The 16,972-nt window shown below is 62.4% G+C and carries 16 protein-coding genes; 4 read left to right on the top strand and 12 right to left on the bottom strand.

Going from position 1 to position 16,972, the window contains the following annotated elements; all coding sequences use genetic code 11:
- The first annotated feature begins 269 nt into the window (after positions 1–269).
- Positions 270–788, top strand: coding sequence for a GcrA family cell cycle regulator (locus A4R29_RS03705; protein ID WP_013533644.1), 519 nt, complete (start codon positions 270–272; stop codon positions 786–788).
- Between the two features lie 122 nt (positions 789–910).
- On the opposite strand, the gene A4R29_RS03700 is transcribed toward A4R29_RS03705, so the two are convergent.
- The 3 genes from A4R29_RS03700 to A4R29_RS03690 form a co-directional block, all read right to left on the bottom strand.
- Positions 911–1,921, bottom strand: coding sequence for a magnesium and cobalt transport protein CorA (locus A4R29_RS03700; protein WP_013533645.1), 1,011 nt, complete (start codon positions 1,919–1,921; stop codon positions 911–913).
- 90 nt (positions 1,922–2,011) lie between these two features.
- Complete coding sequence (phoU, locus tag A4R29_RS03695) at positions 2,012–2,737, bottom strand: phosphate signaling complex protein PhoU (RefSeq protein WP_013533646.1); 726 nt, start codon at positions 2,735–2,737, stop codon at positions 2,012–2,014.
- A 113-nt stretch (positions 2,738–2,850) separates the two neighbouring features.
- On the bottom strand, positions 2,851–4,116 hold the full coding sequence (locus A4R29_RS03690; RefSeq protein WP_063171201.1) for an ATP-binding protein: 1,266 nt from the start codon (positions 4,114–4,116) through the stop codon (positions 2,851–2,853).
- Between the two features lie 120 nt (positions 4,117–4,236).
- Between A4R29_RS03690 and ppk2 the strand changes: the two genes are divergently transcribed.
- Positions 4,237–5,145 carry a polyphosphate kinase 2 gene (ppk2, locus tag A4R29_RS03685; RefSeq protein ID WP_063171200.1) on the top strand — a complete coding sequence of 303 codons (909 nt, stop codon included), beginning with the start codon at positions 4,237–4,239 and terminating at the stop codon, positions 5,143–5,145.
- Between the two features lie 48 nt (positions 5,146–5,193).
- Here the strand turns inward: ppk2 and A4R29_RS03680 are convergent, their stop codons facing one another.
- From A4R29_RS03680 to A4R29_RS03670, 3 genes are all read right to left on the bottom strand, one after another.
- Positions 5,194–5,943 (bottom strand): enoyl-CoA hydratase-related protein, encoded by a 750-nt coding sequence (locus A4R29_RS03680; RefSeq protein WP_013533649.1) that lies wholly within the window; start codon positions 5,941–5,943, stop codon positions 5,194–5,196.
- 14 nt (positions 5,944–5,957) lie between these two features.
- Positions 5,958–6,596 (bottom strand): acyl-homoserine-lactone synthase, encoded by a 639-nt coding sequence (locus A4R29_RS03675; protein WP_013533650.1) that lies wholly within the window; start codon positions 6,594–6,596, stop codon positions 5,958–5,960.
- Positions 6,597–6,692: 96 nt separating this feature from the next.
- Positions 6,693–7,424 (bottom strand): helix-turn-helix transcriptional regulator, encoded by a 732-nt coding sequence (locus A4R29_RS03670; RefSeq protein WP_024503165.1) that lies wholly within the window; start codon positions 7,422–7,424, stop codon positions 6,693–6,695.
- A gap of 249 nt (positions 7,425–7,673) precedes the next feature.
- Between A4R29_RS03670 and A4R29_RS03665 the strand changes: the two genes are divergently transcribed.
- Positions 7,674–8,522 (top strand): transporter substrate-binding domain-containing protein, encoded by an 849-nt coding sequence (locus tag A4R29_RS03665; protein WP_063170010.1) that lies wholly within the window; start codon positions 7,674–7,676, stop codon positions 8,520–8,522.
- Between the two features lie 12 nt (positions 8,523–8,534).
- On the opposite strand, the gene A4R29_RS03660 is transcribed toward A4R29_RS03665, so the two are convergent.
- On the bottom strand, positions 8,535–8,942 hold the full coding sequence (locus A4R29_RS03660; protein WP_013533653.1) for a tellurite resistance TerB family protein: 408 nt from the start codon (positions 8,940–8,942) through the stop codon (positions 8,535–8,537).
- A gap of 165 nt (positions 8,943–9,107) precedes the next feature.
- Here A4R29_RS03660 and A4R29_RS03655 point away from each other — a divergent pair, with 165 nt between their 5' ends.
- Positions 9,108–10,754 carry a lysine--tRNA ligase gene (locus A4R29_RS03655; RefSeq protein WP_063171199.1) on the top strand — a complete coding sequence of 549 codons (1,647 nt, stop codon included), beginning with the start codon at positions 9,108–9,110 and terminating at the stop codon, positions 10,752–10,754.
- Here the strand turns inward: A4R29_RS03655 and A4R29_RS03650 are convergent.
- The 5 genes from A4R29_RS03650 to A4R29_RS03630 form a co-directional block, all read right to left on the bottom strand.
- A complete protein-coding gene (locus tag A4R29_RS03650) occupies positions 10,720–11,571 on the bottom strand; it encodes a thermonuclease family protein (protein WP_366212087.1) in 852 nt (283 codons plus the stop codon). The two genes, A4R29_RS03655 and A4R29_RS03650, sit on opposite strands and share 35 nt — an antisense overlap.
- Before the next feature lie 9 nt (positions 11,572–11,580).
- On the bottom strand, positions 11,581–12,231 hold the full coding sequence (locus A4R29_RS03645; protein ID WP_013533656.1) for a S24 family peptidase: 651 nt from the start codon (positions 12,229–12,231) through the stop codon (positions 11,581–11,583).
- A gap of 82 nt (positions 12,232–12,313) precedes the next feature.
- A complete protein-coding gene (locus tag A4R29_RS03640; RefSeq protein WP_063171198.1) occupies positions 12,314–14,533 on the bottom strand; it encodes a 3-hydroxyacyl-CoA dehydrogenase NAD-binding domain-containing protein in 2,220 nt (739 codons plus the stop codon).
- A gap of 14 nt (positions 14,534–14,547) precedes the next feature.
- Positions 14,548–15,756, bottom strand: a complete 1,209-nt coding sequence (locus tag A4R29_RS03635; protein ID WP_063171197.1) for an acetyl-CoA C-acetyltransferase — start codon at positions 15,754–15,756, stop codon at positions 14,548–14,550.
- 33 nt (positions 15,757–15,789) lie between these two features.
- Positions 15,790–16,962 carry an acyl-CoA dehydrogenase family protein gene (locus A4R29_RS03630; protein WP_082827285.1) on the bottom strand — a complete coding sequence of 391 codons (1,173 nt, stop codon included), beginning with the start codon at positions 16,960–16,962 and terminating at the stop codon, positions 15,790–15,792.
- Between the last annotated feature and the right edge of the window lie 10 nt (positions 16,963–16,972).

Here is a 16,972-nt window from a genome sequence, read left to right as displayed (position 1 = left end):
AAAACGTCGCGTAGTGGCGCGCGGCAAGCCCCCCGACGGGACGCCGGCTCATAAGCGACCGGGCAAGTTGGGGAAAACCGAAAAAACCGATTCGTGTTGCACTTGGGACTCTTGTCACCGAGTCAGCGCATAGAGTAGTTGTAGTCGAGAAATAACTAGATTTCGTGCGGCGGACCTAATCACCAGATATATGTGGTGTCTGCCCTGGCAAATGTTGCCGGGTCGGGAGAAGGATTCCGATTGCCGCACGCTTAGAGGAGCGCGGTCTCATGAACTGGACTGACGAGCGGGTAGAACTCTTGAGAAAACTGTGGTCGGAGGGTCTGAGCGCAAGCCAGATTGCTGCGCAGCTTGGAGGGGTCAGCCGCAATGCGGTCATCGGGAAGGTGCATCGGCTGAAACTGTCGGGCCGCGGTCGCTCGACCGCCACGCCGGCACGCCAGAAGAAGGCAGCGCAAGGATCGACCGTCCAGAAATCGGTATCACGCGCCGCAACCACGGCACGCCATGTCACGACATCGGTCGGCGCGACCGCTTTGCAGACGCAGTTCGACGCCGAACCCGTGGCACGCCATTACATCCGCCCGGTCGAAAATGTCGTGCTGCCGATCTCGCGGCATCTGCAGCTGGTCGAGCTGACCGAGCGGACCTGCAAATGGCCGAACGGCGATCCGCTTTCAGAGGACTTCCATTTCTGCGGCAACGATGCCGCCGAAACCGGTCCCTACTGCAAGTACCACGCCCGCGTGGCATTCCAGCCGGCATCGGAGCGGCGGCGGAGCAGGTAGATAAGGGAATAGGGGAATAGGGCAGTAGGGCAGTATGGCAGTATGTGCGCGGAAAGTCGCGCTCACGAAATGCCACCCTACTGCCCTACTGCCCTACTGCCCTACTGCCCTACTGCCCTACTTCACAACCAGCCATTCTTCCTGAACCGCCAATACAGAAACGCGCAGATCAGCGCGATCGTGGCCAGAACCACCGGATAGCCGTATTCCATCTTCAGTTCCGGCATGTCGCTGAAGTTCATGCCGTAAATGCCGGCGAGCGCCGTCGGCACCGCCAGGATTGCGGCCCAGGAAGCGAGCTTCTTGGTGTTGGCCGTTTCCTGACTCTGGCCGACCAGCAAGCTCGCCTCGAAAGCGAATGCCAGCACCTCGCGCAGGCTGTCGATCTTCTCCTGAACGGTGCGGATGTGATCGGTGACGTCGCGGAACAGCGGATGCATGGCGGTGTGGATCTGCGGCAGCTCGGCGCTGGTCAGCCTTCGGCAGACTTCGACCAGCGGAAGCGCGGCATTGCGCAGGCGCAGGAGATCGCGGCGCAGCATATAGAGCCGCTCTATGTCGGGAGCGGTCATCGGCTTCAGCAGAACCTTGTCCTCGATCGCCTCGACCTCGTCCTCGATCTGCTCGAGCACCGGCATGTAATTGTCGACGATGAAATCGAGGATGGCATAGAGGACGAAATCCTCGCCCTTGGCCAGCGAGTGCGGGCAGCTTTCCCAGTGCTGACGAACGGCGGCATAGGACGTCGAGGGACCGTGCCTGACGCTGACTATGTAGCCTGAGCCGACGAACAAATGGGTCTCGCCGAAGGTGACCCGGCCCTCGATCAGCTGCGCGGTGCGGGCGACGATGAACAAGGCGTCGCCATATTGCTCGATCTTCGGCCGCTGGTGCGGGTGCTCGGCATCCTCGATCGCCAGCTCATGCAGGTGAAACTGCGCCTGGACGCGCAGCAACAGGTTACGGTCGGGCTCCAACAGGCCGATCCAGACGACGTGACCGGATTTTTTTGCCCATTCGCCGGCTTCCTCGATGGGAATGTCGGCGATGCGGCGGCCCGCGGTGTAAACGCCGCAAGCGATAATGCCGGATATCGGCGCAGGCGCCGGGGTCAGGTTCCGAACATTTTCCATCACGACCTCCCGGAGCAAATCCACGGACGAGGATAGAGGCAAAGCCCGGAAAGCTTATCGTAAATCGGGTGACGGTTCGAGAGGCGGCGTTCACTTCACCGGCTGCGTCTCGGAAAGGCTGATTTTGTCGGTCTTGTCGCCCTTGGGCCGCTCAGCCGGCAACTGATCGCCGGTGACGATGTAGTAGATGGTCTCGGCTATGTTGGTGGCGTGATCACCGATACGCTCGATGTTCTTGGCGCAAAACAGCAGATGCGTGCAGGGCGTGATGTTGCGCGGATCTTCCATCATGTAGGTCAGCAATTCGCGAAACAGCGATGTGTACATGGCGTCGATCTGGTCGTCACGATCGCGCACGAAGCCGATCTTCTCCACCGAACGGGACGCGTAGACGTCGAGCACTTCCTTGAGCTGGGTCAATGCCAGGTTGGACAGAGCCTCGAGGCCGCGGAACAGGCTGGTCGGCTGGCGTCCGTCGGTGACGGCGACAACCCGCTTGGCAACGTTCTTGGCGAGATCGCCAACCCGTTCGAGGTCGGCGGAGATGCGGATGGTCCCGACTATCTCGCGCAAATCCGCCGCCATCGGCTGACGCTTGGCAATGATGATGATCGCCTTGTCGTCGATTTCGCGCTGGCCCTCGTCCAGTACGGTATCGTCGCGGATGACCTTCTGGGCAAGGCCCGGGTCGGCATTGACGAGAGCGGTGACCGCCTGTTCGACCATGCGCTCGGCATGGCCACCCATCGCGGCGATGCGCTTCGACAGATATTTCAACTCCTCGTCATAAGCGCTGACGATGTGCACGGACTGCATGGCAAAATGCCTTCCCACGGGGTGTTTTGATCTTGAGTCGTTTCCTCGAATCCCCGCTGATACGCTAGCCGGATGACAGAAAAAAGAAACAGTCCCCTTGAATTAGGGCGGTATCAGTGCGCCGGCAAATGAACCGAGAATGCCGCGCCGTTGCCGACTTCGGACTTGATCGAAAGCCGGGCGTTGTGGCGCGTCAGGATATGCTTGACGATCGACAGGCCGAGGCCGGTGCCTTTCTGGGTCCGGCTGGTCTCAACATCGACGCGGTAGAAGCGCTCAGTGATGCGCGGAATGTGCTCCTCGGGAATGCCAGGGCCAAAGTCCCTGATCGTCACGTCGATGCCCGGCTCTGATCCGGCATCGCTATGCGCTATGGATACAACCACGCGCCCACCCGACTGCCCATATTTGCAGGCGTTTTCCAGGAGGTTCTCGAAAACCTGGAAAAGCTCATCGCGATCGCCAGGCACATGAAGCGGTCCATCGGCGTAGCGCCGCTCGATGGCAACGGCGTTTTCGCTGGCCAGCGGTCCGAGCGAGTCGATGACGCTGTCGACAGTCTGGCGCAGGTCCACCTCGGTTCCCGGCTTCAGATAGGGTTTCATCTCGAGCCGCGACAGCGACAACAAATCGTCGATCAGACGCGCCATGCGGCCGGTCTGGCTCTGCATGATCTGCAGAAACTGGTCGCGCGCCGCCGCGTCGTTGCGGGCTGGCCCGCGCAGCGTTTCGATAAAGCCGGCGATGGAGGCAAGTGGGGTGCGCAGTTCGTGGCTGGCATTGGCGATGAAGTCGGCGCGCATGCGGTCGATCCTGCGTGCTTCGCTCTGGTCCTTGAACACCAGCACATAGAGATCGGTGGCATGACCGACCGAGGACACGCTCACCCGGTAAGCCCGTTCGACCGGCAGCTTCTCCGTATAGTCGACGATATCGGAGGCGACATCGCCCGATAGCACGCCATCCAGCAGGGCCTGCATTTCCGGCGCCCGGAATTTCAGCGACAGCGACATGCCTGGCGCGATGCCGCCGAAAGCGGCGAAGGCGGCGGCGTTGGCATGGACGATGGTGGCAGCCCGGTCGAAGATGATCAGCGGATCGGCGACGGCGGCGGCCAGATATTCACCCGAGAGCCGCTGCAGGCCGATGGCCTCGATGGCAGCGCCGCTGCCGGTGGATTGGCGCGCGCCGCCGGCCGGCAGTATTGCCGCTGCAAATAGCAACAGCAGCGCCGCGAGGACGATATAGGCTGAAATCCCGGCCAAGGCATAAACGGCGACGATCGCGACGACGCCGGCCGCAAGCAGCCAGCGGCTGTTCCACAGCCGTGCGGCCATGGTTTGCGTGATGCCTCTCTGCTCTGTGTCCAGGTCAGCCATCTGCCCGCGGGCCCGCACCCATGCCTTCGCACCCGGTCCACGGTGGCGGAAAAACTTCCACTAGACCGTTCCGGAGGCTCCCCATAGCATGAGTCCGGAAGCTGGAAAGGGTTCGTCTCGATGAAAAAAGCCAAGGAAAGTCCCGCCGCGCCAACTTCGGGGCCGCTGAAGATCAGGATCGGCGGCAAGGAGCGGGAGTTCGATATCGAAAACCCCGTGCTTCCCGACTGGGTCGAGGACAACAAGCTGACTGCCGGCGGCTATCCCTACGACAAGAAGATGAAAAGCGATGAGTATGACGAGACGCTCGAGAAGCTGCAGATCGAGTTGGTCAAGGCGCAGGCCTGGCTGCAGTCGACCGGCAAACGGGTGATGGCGCTGTTCGAGGGCCGCGACGCCGCCGGCAAGGGCGGCACGATCTTCGTGGTGCGCCAGTACCTCAATCCGCGCACCGCACGCAACGTGGCGCTGACCAAACCGACCCCGACCGAACTGGGGCAATGGTACTACCAGCGCTATGTCGACCATTTCCCGACTTCAGGCGAATTCGTCACCTTCGACCGCTCCTGGTACAATCGCGCCGGCGTCGAGCCGGTGATGGGTTTCTGCACGCCGCAGCAGCACGAGCAGTTTCTCGACGAGACGCCGCATTTCGAGCGGATGATCTCCAACGAGGGGATTCACTTCTTCAAATTCTGGCTGAACATCGGCCGGGAAACGCAGCTCGAGCGCTTCCACGACCGCCGCTACAGCCCGCTGAAGAGCTGGAAGTTTTCGCCCATCGACGTTGCGGGCATCACTAAGTGGGACGACTACACCAAGGTGCGCGACACAATGTTCGAGCGCACCCACAAGGAATTCGCGCCGTGGATCATCGTACGGGCCAATGACAAACGGCGCGCGCGGCTGGCGGTCATGCGGCGCATCCTGTTGTCTCTGCCCTATGAGGGGCGCGATCTCGAAATCATCGGCAAGGAAGACAAGAAGATCATCGGCGAAGGACCGTCATTCCTGGGAAAACAGGATTGATGCTTTTTTGCGTCGCGCGGCAGGAACCGCGCGACGCAATCATGATGCTTAAGCCGCCAGCCTGGCGATACGCTGCAATCGCCGCAGCGTCGTATCATCCTGCAGCGCCTGCTGGAAAAGCGAGATCTCCTGATCGATGCGGTCGCAGAGGGCCTCGGTGTTCCCCTTCAGCAGGCCGCGCGTCTGCAGCAGGGCGGCGACCGGCTTCTTGACGAGCTGTCTTGCCCGACCAAGGGCCGCCTCCTCGACGGTGCCTCCCGGCACGATCTCCGCGACCAGGCCGAGCGCCCTGGCATCTTCGGCGCGAAGCGTGTCGCCGAGGCAGAAGAAGCGGAAGGCACCGGCGTAGCCGAGCTTCTGCGGCGCCAGGATGCTGGTCGCCGCATCCGGCACCAGGCCGAAATCGACGAACGGCACCCTGAACGTGCTCTCATCGGACGCGATCACCATGTCGCAATGGAACAGGATGGTGCAGCCGACACCGACGGCATCGCCATCGACGCAGGCAAGGATGGGCTTTGGAAACGTCGCCAGCGTGCGGAACAGGTCGGTGACGGCGGCGATCAGTTTCTGGTGCTTGGTGGCGTCGAGGAATTCGGAGAAGTCGCCGCCCAGACAGAAACAGCCTGCCAGGCCGCGCAAGACGACGACGCGAACCTCCTCATTGTCGGCTGCTTCATGGAAGGTCCTTGCCAGGCTTTCATAGGCCCTCCTGTCCAGCACCGGCCGGCCGTCACTCGACGACACGGTGACCACCAGCGTGTGGTTGCGAAGTTCAGGTTGCGGATGTGTGCTCATGACTGTCTCCGATCTCATGACGCACGCCTTTGCCCGAGCATGTCGGGATATCCCCTGGCCAGCACGGGAGCAAAATGATTGCGGCGCGACCGCACCACATCGAGTGTGTGCTCGTTGAAGGTCAGCAAGGTGGCGACCACCTGCTGGTTGCCATAGGTGCGCTGATAGCCAAGCGGGGTCGCCAGGAAATGCAGTTGCAAGGCGCGCAGCACCCACATCGGCTCGAACTCGATGATCACCTTGTCGACGCCGCGCTTCAGCCCCCACTCGACGAAACCGGCAATCAGTTCGGTGCCGACGGTCGAAACGCCGCGACGACCATCGCGAAAACCGGGAGCCACCGCATAGCGGGTCAATTCCCAGATGTTTGGACCCGACGGCGGCGTTCCTTCGGAAAGATCGGTCAAGACCTCGGTCAGCAGATGTGGCCGCGTCGTCGGCAACATCCTCTGATAACCCGCCACTTCACCGCCCCTGATGACGATCTGATGGACCGCCTCGTCGTGATCGAACTGGTCGAGTTCGAGCCCATCGGGGCGCCTGAGGTCATCCCACCCCATCTCCTCGACGAATATCTTGTAGCGCAAACGATGGACGGCCTCCCAAAGGTCGGGACGTTCCATCAATTCCTGGGTTGTAAGGGAAAAAAGCATTCCGCCGTCTCCTGCGTTCAGAGGAAGATACGGCCGTGCTTTGATGAGAAAATTGCGTGATCGCGTAGGCAAGGATTTCAGGTCGGCACGGCCGACCTAACTAATGTAGCCGCGCCGTATCGCTTCCGCGACGGCCTGCACCCTGTTGACGGCACCTAGTTTGCTTTTGGCGTTAAGAAGATGTTTCTCCGAGGTGTGTTCGGAAATGCCGAGGATTTGCGAAATCTCCCATTCGGACTTGCCGACGGCGGCCCATTGCAGGCATTCGCGCTCGCGCGGCGTCAGCACGATATGATCGATGGTCTTGTTCGCCATGGTGTGGAGTTGCATGGCGCGGCCAACCGCGTAGGTCGAGACCAGCGACACCTGGCCGAATTCGGCGGCGGACAATTCCACGGCCTCGCCGCCCAGCGACACCATGACGATCTGGCCGTCGAGCGTGATCAGCGGAAAGGCCAACCCATCGCGCAGTTTGAAGGCGCCGGCATCGCCCATCACCTCGCCGCTGCTCTTGTCTATGCGGATGCCTTGGGACGCTTCGTGCCACTGGAAGGGCGCCTGCAACTGTTTCATATGGCTGACGACCGGGTCATGATCGACATAGTTGCGCGCGACATAGCGCTCCAGCCACTCGCCAGGCCAATCGCAGAGAAGCACATGCTGCTTTTGCTGGCCGGCCGGCGTGCCTGGCTGCGGGACGGTTCCCGCCATCAGTGCGGTGAGACCGAAATCCGATGTTATGCCCAGCAGCCTTTCGCAGACCGCCGCCGCCGTTGCGGCGTGCTGCAGTTGGTCTATGTATTCCAGCGTGCGATCGAACTGACCCATCGCAACATCAACCCCATGTTGCCTTGTGCATTGCGGCCAATGATGCGTGCCTGATTTACACTTCGCCACCGACCACGGATTGCAAATCGCATACTTATTTTGTGGCTCCCTCTCATCGAGGCGACCGAAGCTGATTTGCAAACCGGCTAAATCATATCCTGAAATCGGCGTGTTGAAATCAAAAACCATTGTGCCTGTACCATTTTCGTACCAAAACCGGTGCGAGCACGACTGTGGCGGAGTTTTATCTTGGCGTTCCGGTGGAGGTCCTTCGCCTTTGCGATGCTGATCGGGTTGCTGTCGTTCGCCGACGGTGCGCGCGCCGCCGCGCCTCAGGTTCCGGTGCTGTGGGATGCCAAGGAGCGGCTGCCCAAGCCAGACCTTTCGAAGCTGCCCCGGCTGAGATTCCTCACCACCACGGACTTCCCGCCTTTCAACTTCCTCGACGGTGCGGGAAAGCTGTCCGGCTTCCACATCGATCTGGCACGCGCGATCTGCGCCGAGCTTGGCATTGTCGAAAAATGCCAGATCCAGGCCCTGCCCTGGGCCGAGCTGGAAGGCGCACTGCGGAAAGGCGAAGGCGAGGCGATCATCGCCGGCATCGCCGCCACACCGGAATCGCGCGCGACCTACGCCTTCTCACGCTCCTATCTGCAGTTTCCAGCGCGCTTCATCATGCCGAAGGGCAAGGCGCTGACCGAGCCCGTCTTTGACAAATTGCACGGCAAGCGTGTCGGCGTGATATCAGGCTCGGCGCATGAGCGCATGCTGCGCGACTATTTCAACACGGTCCAGGTCGTCCCTTTCGACAGGCCGGAAGAACTGTATGCCGATCTCAAGGCCGGCAAGGTCGACGCCGCCTTCGGCGACGGCATGCGCCTGGCTTTCTGGCTGGGCGGCTCGGACGCGGCGGGCTGCTGCCGCTTTGCCGGCGGGCCCTATCTGGCGCCCGAATATCTGGGCACGGGCATGGCCATCGCCACCAAGGCTGACAATCCGGCGCTGGCCGCAGCGATCGACTACGCGCTGCAGGAAATTTCAATGAAAGGCACGTTCGCCGAATTTTATCTGCGCTATTTCCCCGTCAGTTTTTTCTAAAGCCAAGGACTTTCAGGTCAGGGTACGCAGCCGCGCCTTGGCCGCGCGGCCGATGGCAGCAACCGTCAGCGTGTCGAGATCGAGCTGACGCCGGATCAGCTGCAGCACCCGCACCTCTTCCATGCGCATTTCGAGGTCGACGGCGGCAACCTCGAAGGCGGCGGCATAGGCGGTGTCGCGCAGCCGCTCGGGCAAGACCTCGGCGACTTCAGCCAGCACGCCCTCCAGCCCATCCTTTTCGTGCAGGCGCTTCTGGCAGTCCTGGGCGACGCCGACCAGCCTGTCGTGGTTGAAGTCCTCGAACACCGGCCAGGAGCGGACGACCTCGCCGATCCGTGCCAGTTCAACATCGGTCATGTCGCGGTCGGAGGCCGAGGTGATGACCATCAGATAGATCAGGGCTTCATGAGGTGTCGGCAATTTTTTCTCCTTGAACCGGGCCTCGAAGTTAGGAACGCCCGTTCTGCACCGCAAGGAAAAAGCGCCGCACGCGTTGACGCTCCGGCGCTGCACGCCTAGAGACCGGTTGAAAAACCCTTGCTGCGGCCCGCCTTCGGGCCGGCAGATGATTTGGAAAACTGTGACATGGCGGGATCAAACATCATCGATCTCAACCCCGAGCTGCTGGCGGCCGCGACCGAAAGCAAGGCGTGGCCGTTCGAGGAAGCCAAAAAGATCATCGAGCGCTACAAAGGCGCCGACTTTCCGCAAACGGTCCTGTTCGAGACCGGCTACGGGCCGTCCGGCCTGCCGCATATCGGCACGTTCGGCGAGGTGGCGCGCACCTCGATGGTGCGCCATGCCTTCCGTGTCCTGACGCAGGACAAGGTCGCGACCAAGCTGCTGTGCTTTTCCGACGATATGGACGGCATGCGCAAGATACCCGACAGCGTGCCGGACCGCGCCGCACTCGAGCCGCATCTGCACAAGCCGCTGTCGTCGGTCCCCAACCCCTTCGGCAGCGACTATGCGAGCTTCGCCGACCACAACAATGCGATGCTCTGCCGCTTCCTCGACACGTTCGGCTTCGACTACGAGTTCGCCAGCGCGACCCAATACTACAAGGCCGGCCGTTTCGACGCGATGCTCAAGCGCGCCGCCGAGCGCTATGAGCAGATCATGGCGGTGATGCTGCCGACGCTCGGGCCCGAGCGGCAGGCGACCTACAGCCCGTTCCTGCCGATCTCGCCGAAGAGCGGCCGCGTGCTTTACGTGCCGATGAAGCATGTCGACGCCAAAGCCGGCACCATCACCTTCGACGACGAGGGCACCGAGACCACGCTTTCGATCACCGGCGGCCGCGTGAAGCTGCAGTGGAAGCCGGATTTCGGCATGCGCTGGGCAGCGCTTGGCGTCGATTTCGAAATGTTCGGCAAGGACCACCAGACCAATGCGGTGGTCTACGACCGTATCTGCAACATTCTGGGCGGACGGGCGCCCGAGCATTTCGTCTACGAACTGTTCCTCGACGAGAATGGCCAGAAGATCTCGAAGTCGAAGGGCAACGGGCTGACCATCGACGAGTGGCTGACCTATGCGCCGACCGAAAGCCTCGGGCTCTACATGTACCAACGGCCGCGGCAGGCCAAGAAGCTGTATTTCGACGTCATCCCGCGGGCCGTGGATGAATACTACACGTTCCTCGCCGCCTATCCCCGCCAGGACTGGAAGGAGCGGCTGGGCAACCCGGTCTGGCATATGCATGACGGCAACCCGCCCGCGATCGACATGCCGGTGCCGTTCTCTCTGCTGCTCAATCTGGTCAGCGCTTCCAACGCGCAGAACAAGGATGTGCTGTGGGGATTCATTTCACGTCATACGCAAGGCGTAACGCCGGCGACGCATCCAGAGCTCGACCGGCTGGTCGGCCATGCGATCCGCTATTTCGACGACTTCGTGAAGCCGACGAAAACCTTCCGGCCCGCCGACGAGGTCGAGCGCGAAGCGCTGGCAGCGCTCGACGAAGCACTTGGCGCGCTGCCGGCGGACGCCAGCGGCGAAGCGATCCAGAACGCCTCGCTCAACGTCGCACGCAGGATCGAGCGCTATCAGGATCATTCCAAGCAGAGCCCGGAAGGCGGCCCCGGCGTATCGGGCGCCTTCTTCCAGATGATCTACCAGGTGCTGATCGGCCAGGAGCGCGGCCCGCGCTTCGGCTCGTTCGCAGCACTCTACGGCGTTGCCGAGACGCGTGCGCTCATTGAGCGGGCGCTGGCTGGTCAGCTGGCTTGAGCACGCCGTCGACCTCTTCCAGGATCGAACCCGGCGCCTGAGGTGCGGGGCCTGGCGCGGCCGGCATCGCCGGCATGCCGGACAGATCGGGCGCCGATCCGAAAATGCCCTTCCTGCCCGTGCGCGCCTTGTCGCCGGCCTCGACATAGGGGCCGCCCTTGGCGGCGCGCGCCCAGCCATTTTCGACCAGCCACTGACCGACATCCTGCTTGCCGATCCGGCACTCGGCTGCGATCAGGTCGCGGCCGCCCTGCGGCGGCACCGTGCAGACCACCGCGCGGCCGCGCAGGAAGGCGCGGAACGCTGTCCTCGCCCGGACGCCGCACGGCCAGGACTTGCCGTCCTCGCTGCAAATCTCGTCCTGCCTGACGATGTCGATGCCGGAAACCGCGACCGAGTAGCCCTTCGCCTCGATCAAGCCGGCGGCCGGCGCAACCGGCTGGAACAGCTTTGTGCCGTTCCAGTCGTCAGGCATTTTCGGCTTGGGCGGCACGGCCAGCGCGAGTTTGCTCAGCGGCTCGCGCGGCTCGATCCGTTCAAGCCCGTCGGCGGGCAGTTCCGGCGGCGCGACGATTTCGGGATCGATCGCCCTCGAATGCGTCGCCGGCTTCGGCGGCTGCGGAACTGCGATGGCCGATGTGGCCGGCTCCTCGGGCAGCGTCCCGGCAGCCTGCTGCGCCATCGTATCGGCGCCCGGATCAAGCTGGTCCACGGTGATGACGCTTTCATTACCTTTCAGAGTGCGACCGCCAGTGACGACGATGGCTGCCATCACAGGGACCATCAGAACCGCCAGCGCGTGATGGAGAAGCCGCACCAGCTTAACCTATTGGCTTGCCCAGACAATCCGCGCCACCCATTCGACATCGCGCATGGGAATATCGCGGTCGGGATGATCGGGATTGAGCGAGACCAGCGCAATCGACCTGACGGTCTGGCGCTCGAGCACCTTGGCCATCACTTCGCCTGATGTGGTCTTGACGACGACGCGATCGCCCTTGCGGGTAACGGCGCCCGGTTCGACGATGAGGACGTCGCCATTGCGGTAGAGCGGCAGCATGGAATCGCCCTGCACCTGCAAAGCATAGGAACTCTCGGTCGATTGCGTCGGCAGTTCGATCAGATCCCAGCCCTGCCCGGCTGGAAAGCCGGCATCGTCGAAGAAGCCGCCGGCGCCGGCCTGGGCAAAGCCGAGCAGCGGCACGGAGCTTCGGCGGGCGACCGAAGCCGCATGGCTGGCCCCGGCCCTACCTTCAATCAAACCGGTGAATTCGTCGAGGGAGGCGCCCGTTGCCTCCATGATCTTTGCCAGTGATTCGGTCGAGGGCCAGCGCGGCCGGCCATCCGACGACAGGCGCTTCGACTTGTTGAAGGCGGTGGAATCGAGCCCCGCACGCTTGGCCAGCCCCGAGGCCGAAAGCGAATAGCGCTCGGCAAGAGCATCAATGGCAGCCCAGACACGGTCATGCGAGAGCATGTGTCGCTCTCCTTTGAACAGGAAAAAATACCTTCCCTGTTCTAACCCCGGACCGCCATCTTGTCCACAGTGCAAGGCTTACTCACGCCGCTTTCCTGGTCTCGCCTTTCGCATAGGGATCGAAGCGCTGATAGAAGCTCTCACCCTTCTCGGCCATGTCGAGCAGCAGCTTGGGCGCCTTGAACTCGGCGCCGTATTTCTTCTGCAGGTTTCTGGCGATCTTGACGAACGCCTTGGCGCCGATGCCGTCGATGTAGGACAGCGCACCGCCGGTATAGGGAGCGAAGCCGAAGGCGAGGATCGAGCCGACATCGGCCTCGCGCGGGTCGGTGACGATGCCTTCTTCCATCACCCGGGCCGCTTCCAGCGCGATGGTGACCAGCAGCCGCTGCTGCAGTTCCTCATAATCGACCTTCTCGGGTGCAAGCTGCGGATAGAGATCCCTGAGGCCCGGCCACAGCTTCTTCTTGGCGGGCTTGGCCGGATAATCGTAAAAACCCTTGCCGTTCTTGCGGCCGAAGCGGCCGTGATCGTCGACCATGGTGTTGATCAGCGCCATCTGCTTGGGATCGACCGCCTTGTCGCCCAAATCCCTGATGGTCTGCTTCATGATCTTCTGGGCAAGGTCGATGGCCGTTTCGTCGGTCAGCGCCAGGGGGCCGACCGGCATGCCGGCTGCCTTCGCCGCGTTCTCGATCATCGGCGCGGGCACACCTTCGATCAGCATCTTGTAGGCTTCCGACATGTAGCGCAGCACGCAGCGGTTGACGTAGAAGCCGCGCGTGTCGTTGACGACGATCGGCGTTTTCTTGATGGCGCGAACGAAGTCGATCGCGGTGGCCAGCGCCTTGTCGCCGGTCTTCTTGCCCAAAATGATCTCGACCAGCATCATCTTGTCGACCGGCGAGAAGAAATGGATGCCGATGAAATTCTTCGGCCGCGCCGAATTCTTGGCCAGCGACGAGATCGGGATGGTGGAGGTGTTCGACGCGAAGATCGCCGATGGCTTCAACACGGCTTCCGCCTGTTCGGTGGCGCTCTTCTTGACGCCCGAATCCTCGAACACCGCCTCGACCACCAGATCGCAGCCGGCAAGGTCGGCGTAGTCCGCCGTCGGCGTGATCAGCGACAGCAGTTTGTCCTTGTCCTCCGGCTTGGCGCGGCCCTTCTTGACCTGATCCGAGACCAGGCTGTCGGAATGCGCCTTGCCCTTGGCGGCCGACTCCAGATCACGGTCGAGCAGCACCACCGGGATGCCGGCCTTGGCGGTGACATAGGCGATGCCGGCGCCCATGAAGCCAGCGCCGAGAATGCCGATCTTCTTGAACTTGGTTTCGGGCACGCCGGCCGGGCGGCGGGCGCCCTTGTTCAGTTCCTGTAGCGACACAAACAACGAGCGGATCATCGCCGCCGCTTCCCTGGTCTGCATGATCTCGGTGAAATAGCGCTGCTCGATGCGCAAGGCGGTGTCGAATGGCACCAGCAGGCCTTCATAGACGCATTTGAGGATCGCGGCGGCGGCCGGATAGTTGCCATAGGTCTCGCGGCGCAAGATGGCGATGGCCGGCGGCCACAGATTGAAACCGGCCGGCGAATAGATCTGGCCGCCGGGCAGCTTGAAACCTTTCTCGTCCCATGGCGCCACCGGCTTCAGGCCATTCCTGATCATCGCCTTGGCGGTCTCGACCAACCTTGTCGGCTCGGCGATCTCATGGATCAGGCCCATCGACTTGGCCTTCTGCGGCGACAGCGTCTGGCCGGAGGTCAGCATCTGCAACGCCTGCTGCTGATCGGTCAGCCGCGGCACGCGCTGGGTGCCGCCGGCGCCCGGGAAGATGCCGATCTTCACCTCGGGAAGCGCCATCTTCACCTTGTCGCTATCGGCGGCGACACGGCCGTGGCAGGCGAGCGACAATTCGAAGGCGCCGCCCATGCAGGTGCCGTTGATCGCCGACACCCACGGCTTTCCGCAAGTTTCCAGCTTGCGGAACAGGCCGGTCATCATGCCGGCATTGTCGAACAGCGCCTTGGTGGCCTTTTCGGCGTCCTTGCCCTTTTCCGCGGCGAAGGTCGTCAGCATCTTCTGCAGCAAAGAGATATCGGCACCGCCGGAGAAGGTATCCTTGCCGGAGGTGATCACGGCGCCCTTGATGGCGGCGTCACCAGCCACCTTGTCGACAATGGCGTTCAATTCCCGCATCGCCTCTTCGGTGAAGACGTTCATCGAACGGCCGGGCATGTCCCAGGTGACCAGCGCAATGCCGTCGGCGTCGGTGTCGAGGGCGAAATTGGTGTAGCTCATCGTTTCTCTCCCCGTCAGACGCGTTCGATGATGGTTGCGGTGCCCATGCCGGCGCCGATGCACAGCGTCACCAGAGCGGTGTTGAGATCGCGCCGCTCGAGTTCGTCCAGCACCGTGCCGAAGATCATCGCGCCGGTGGCGCCGAGCGGATGACCCATGGCGATGGCACCGCCATTGACGTTGATCTTGTCATGCGGAATGTCGAAAGCCTGCATATAGCGCAGCACCACCGAAGCGAAGGCTTCGTTGAGCTCGAACAGGTCGATGTCCGAGAGCTTCATCTTGGCGCGCTTCAACAGCTTCTCGGTGACGTCGACCGGACCGGTCAGCATCAGCACCGGCTCGGAGCCGATGTTGGCGAAGGTGCGGATACGCGCGCGGGGCTTCAGCCCCATCGCCTTGCCGGCCTTCTTCGAACCGAGCAGCACGGCCGCCGCACCATCGACGATGCCGGACGAATTGCCGGCATGATGGACGTGGTTGACCTCTTCCACTTCGGGATGCTTCTGCACCGCGACCGCATCGAAGCCGCCCATTTCGCCGGGCATGACGAAGGACGGGTTGAGCGAGGCCAGCGACTGCATGTCGGTCGACGGGCGCATATGCTCGTCATGGTCGAGGATGGTCAGGCCGTTCTGGTCCTTGATCGGGATGACGGATTTCTTGAAGCGGCCATCCGCCCAGGATTTGGCGGCGCGCTTCTGGCTCTCGACCGCATAGGCGTCGACGTCGTCTCTGCTGAAGCCATATTTGGTGGCGATCAGGTCGGCCGAGATGCCTTGCGGCACGAACCAGCCGGGCAGGCCGACCGAAGGATCCATGAACCAGGCACCGCCCGAGGCGCCCATGCCGACGCGCGACATCGATTCGACACCGCCGGCAATGACGATCTCGTCCGCTCCCTGCGCGATCTTGGCGGCACCGAAATTGATGGCGTCGAGCCCGGAAGCGCAGAAGCGTGAGATCTGCATGCCGGGCGCCTTGGTGTCGTAGCCGGCCTCGAAGGCGGCGGCGCGCGGAATGATCGAACCCGCCTCGCCGACCGGATCGACGCAGCCGAAGATGATGTCGTCGACGTTTGCAGTGTCCAGCCCATTGCGGTCGCGCAGCGCTTCGAGCGTCTTGGCGGCAAGCCGCACCGCCGGCACCTCGTGCAGCGATCCGTCTTTCTTGCCCTTGCCGCGCGGTGTGCGCACGGCGTCATAGACATAAGCTTCAGCCATTTGCTTGCTCCTTGGGTTTGCCTGATGTCGCCTTCAGAGAGAGCGTCCGATCAGCAATTTCATGATCTCGTTGGTGCCGCCGTAGATGCGCTGGACGCGGGCGTCGCGGAACATGCGGGCGATCGGGTATTCATTCATGTAGCCATAGCCGCCATGCAGTTGAAGGCATTCGTCGACGACTTTTCCCTGCAGGTCGCTGAGCCAGTACTTGGCCATCGACGCTGTCACAGGATCGAGGCCGCCCGCGATGTGGCGGGTGACGCAATCATTGTAGAAGACGCGGCCGATGGTGGCCTCGGTCTTGAGTTCGGCCAGCTTGAACTGGGTGTTCTGGAAATCGATGATCGCCTTGCCGAACGCCTTGCGCTCCTTGACGTAGTCGATGGTCAGCGCCAGCGCCCGCTCGATCATGGCGATGGCGCCTGTGCCGATCTGCAGCCGCTCCTGCGGCAGTTGCTGCATCAACTGGACGAAGCCCTGCCCTTCCTCGTGGCCGAGCAAATTGGAGGTCGGCACGCGCATGTCGTTGAAGAACAGCTCCGACGTGTCGTTGGCCTTGAGCCCGATCTTGTCGAGGTTACGGCCGCGCTGAAAACCTTCCACCTCGTCGGTCTCGACGACGATCAGCGAGGTTCCCTTGGCCCCCTTCTCCGGATCGGTCTTGGTGACGACGATGATGAAGTTCGCAAGCTGGCCGTTGGTGATGAAGGTCTTGGAACCATTGATCTTGTAGTGGTTGCCATCCTTCTGCGCCCGCGTCTTGACGCCCTGCAGATCGGAACCGGCGCCGGGCTCGGTCATGGCGATGGCGCCGATCAGCTCGCCGGTCGCCAGCTTCGGCAGCCATTTCTTTTTCTGCTCCTCGGAGCCGTAGTGGAGGATATAAGGGGCGACGATCGAATTGTGCAGGCCGATGCCGAACCCGTCGACACCGACATGGCCAATGGCCTCGATGATGGCGCTCTCATGCGCGAAGGTGCCGCCGGAGCCGCCATATTCCTCCGGCATAGAAGCGCAGAGCAGGCCGGCGGAACCTGCCTTCAGCCAGCTTTCGCGATCGACCATCTCGTTCTTCTCGAACTCGTCGTAGCGCGGCGCGATCTCCTCCGACATGAAGCGATGCGTCATGTCGTAGAGCATGCCGACCTCGTCCGCCGCCCAGGCGGGCTTCGGCAAAGAGAGCACTTCGACGGGATTTGTCGCCACGATTTCCTCC

The organism is Mesorhizobium ciceri biovar biserrulae (assembly GCF_001618845.1).
GTDB classification, from domain to species: Bacteria; Pseudomonadota; Alphaproteobacteria; order Rhizobiales; family Rhizobiaceae; genus Mesorhizobium; species Mesorhizobium ciceri.
The sequence above is the reverse complement of the archived record's forward strand: the minus strand, read 5'-3'. Positions and strand labels throughout refer to the sequence as shown.

Coding starts and splice junctions, on each gene's coding strand:
- A4R29_RS03635 (WP_063171197.1), bottom strand. CDS start 15,756: ATGGCTGAAGCTTATGTCTATGACGCCGTGCGCACACCGCGCGGCAAG.
- A4R29_RS03700 (WP_013533645.1), bottom strand. CDS start 1,921: ATGGAAAATGTTCGGAACCTGACCCCGGCGCCTGCGCCGATATCCGGC.
- A4R29_RS03670 (WP_024503165.1), bottom strand. CDS start 7,424: ATGGGTCAGTTCGATCGCACGCTGGAATACATAGACCAACTGCAGCAC.
- A4R29_RS03705 (WP_013533644.1), top strand. CDS start 270: ATGAACTGGACTGACGAGCGGGTAGAACTCTTGAGAAAACTGTGGTCG.
- A4R29_RS03680 (WP_013533649.1), bottom strand. CDS start 5,943: ATGAGCACACATCCGCAACCTGAACTTCGCAACCACACGCTGGTGGTC.
- A4R29_RS03640 (WP_063171198.1), bottom strand. CDS start 14,533: ATGAGCTACACCAATTTCGCCCTCGACACCGACGCCGACGGCATTGCG.
- ppk2 (WP_063171200.1), top strand. CDS start 4,237: ATGAAAAAAGCCAAGGAAAGTCCCGCCGCGCCAACTTCGGGGCCGCTG.
- A4R29_RS03655 (WP_063171199.1), top strand. CDS start 9,108: ATGGCGGGATCAAACATCATCGATCTCAACCCCGAGCTGCTGGCGGCC.
- phoU (WP_013533646.1), bottom strand. CDS start 2,737: ATGCAGTCCGTGCACATCGTCAGCGCTTATGACGAGGAGTTGAAATAT.
- A4R29_RS03645 (WP_013533656.1), bottom strand. CDS start 12,231: ATGCTCTCGCATGACCGTGTCTGGGCTGCCATTGATGCTCTTGCCGAG.
- A4R29_RS03690 (WP_063171201.1), bottom strand. CDS start 4,116: ATGGCTGACCTGGACACAGAGCAGAGAGGCATCACGCAAACCATGGCC.
- A4R29_RS03675 (WP_013533650.1), bottom strand. CDS start 6,596: ATGCTTTTTTCCCTTACAACCCAGGAATTGATGGAACGTCCCGACCTT.